A 1809-nucleotide genomic window follows, 5' to 3' on the forward strand; every position below is an offset into this window, starting at 1 on the left:
GAAATGGCGGCTCGCGGTTACCGCGAAGTGGTCAGCTATGCGTTTGTGGATGAGCAATGGGAGCAAGACTTTGCTGCCAATACCAATCCTATCCGCCTGCAAAATCCGTTGGCGGCGCAGTATGCCGTCATGCGTTCTACGCTTATCGGCGGTTTGGTGGAAGTTTTGCAAAACAATTTGAACCGCAAGCAAAACCGAGTACGCGTGTTTGAGATTGCCCGCGTGTTCAGCAAAGATTCGGCTGATCAATTTGTTCAAAACGAACGTATCGGCGGTTTGTGGTATGGCTCCGTGCTGCCTGAGCAATGGGGCGAGAAAACACGCAACGTGGATTTCTACGATATGAAAGCTGATGTTGAGAGCCTTTTGAAAAGCAAGGAAGTATCCTTTGTTAAGACCGAACATCCGGCATTGCATCCTGGACGTGCTGCTAATATTGTTTCAGACGGCCGAGTAGTTGGTTTTGTTGGCGAGTTGCATCCGAAATGGCTGCAAAAATATGATTTGCCACAAGCGCCGCTGGTATTTGAAATCGATATGGATGCGGTATTGGGTCGTGAGAAAACCCGTTATCAATCCGTATCCAAGTTCCAACCTGCACGCCGAGATTTGGCATTTGTAATGCCTGAAGCTGTGACGCATGATGATTTGTTAAATGTCCTGAAAGCGGCGGCGAACAAGCTGGTTCAAGAAATCAGTGTGTTTGACGTTTACCGCGGTACGGGCGTGCCTGAAGGCATGAAGAGCGTTGCCGTCAAAATCATTTTGCAAGATATGGAAAACACGTTGACAGATGAGGTCATCGAGCCTTTGGTTGCGAAAATGATTAAAGCGGCAGCCGAAAAAGACGCACAGCTTCGCGCTTAAAATAAGATAAAAGTTGTCGCTAAAAATCACTAATAATATTTGATTTTTTGGTGAGGACTTGATTTTTAAAAGAATTTTGGTAATAATTGCACCAGTTTGAATGAAGGTAAACACATGACACTAACTAAAGCAGAATTGGCTGATATTTTGGTCGACAAAGTCAGCAACGTCACCAAGAATGATGCCAAAGAAATCGTCGAGCTCTTTTTTGAAGAAATCCGCAGCACTTTGGCGCGTGGTGAAGAAATTAAAATTTCCGGTTTCGGCAATTTCCAATTGCGCGACAAACCTCAACGCCCTGGCCGTAACCCTAAAACAGGCGAAGAAGTGCCGATTACCGCACGCCGTGTGGTAACTTTCCATGCCAGCCAAAAACTCAAAGGCATGGTGGAGCATTACTATGACAAACAACAATAATCCGGTTATTCCTGCCAAGCGTTATTTTACGTTGGATGAAATGTGCCAATTGGTGCAAATCAGTCCGGCTCAGTTTGCCCAATGGCAACATGAAAATAATGTTGTGATTGGATACGGTGGCGATCGATATACGCGCTCAGATGTTGTTAAGTTGTTGAAACTGAAAGATACGTTTGAACCGTATATCGATACGTTCAGCCGTGGCGCTTTGGATGCAAACGGCAATCCTGCCGCCAATGCGGAAGAAGTCCGTCATGGTCTGACGCAAATTTTGTCTGATTTGGAGCGTCATCTAGGTTCTGAACAACAAAACCATCATGTTGAGCTGTAATCGATAGGGAAACTCTGATCAAAAGTGCGAAAGCATACAAAGATTTGCATAATTGATTCTAATAAAGGCTGTTTGAATGATTTTCAGACGGCCTTTATTGTTTTATATTGCTTTCAAAATATCAGAATCTTGATTGCAAATGATTCTATGAAATAGCCGTAAATGTTATACTTAGCCTCTTGTTTGCCGATTGG

3 protein-coding genes are annotated in these 1809 nt (G+C 44.3%); all 3 read left to right on the forward strand.

Annotated elements, in window-relative coordinates:
• On the forward strand, positions 1–867 hold an 867-nt coding region (locus ACTHUE_RS17630; RefSeq protein WP_440424072.1), incomplete at its 5' end, for a phenylalanine--tRNA ligase subunit beta.
• Between the two features lie 114 nt (positions 868–981).
• Entirely contained in the window at positions 982–1284 is a 303-nt protein-coding gene (locus ACTHUE_RS17635; RefSeq protein ID WP_003680933.1) for an integration host factor subunit alpha, read from the forward strand.
• Complete coding sequence (locus tag ACTHUE_RS17640) at positions 1268–1615, forward strand: hypothetical protein (RefSeq protein WP_004519475.1); 348 nt, start codon at positions 1268–1270, stop codon at positions 1613–1615. The genes ACTHUE_RS17635 and ACTHUE_RS17640 overlap by 17 nt, the downstream gene beginning before the upstream one ends.
• The last annotated feature ends 194 nt before the right edge of the window (positions 1616–1809 follow it).

Source organism: Neisseria sp. P0021.S005 (genome assembly GCF_051956955.1).

Bases quoted from the DNA above. Each gene is read 5' to 3' on its own strand.
- ACTHUE_RS17635 (WP_003680933.1), top strand. From the start codon at position 982: ATGACACTAACTAAAGCAGAATTGGCTGATATTTTGGTCGACAAAGTC.
- ACTHUE_RS17640 (WP_004519475.1), top strand. From the start codon at position 1,268: ATGACAAACAACAATAATCCGGTTATTCCTGCCAAGCGTTATTTTACG.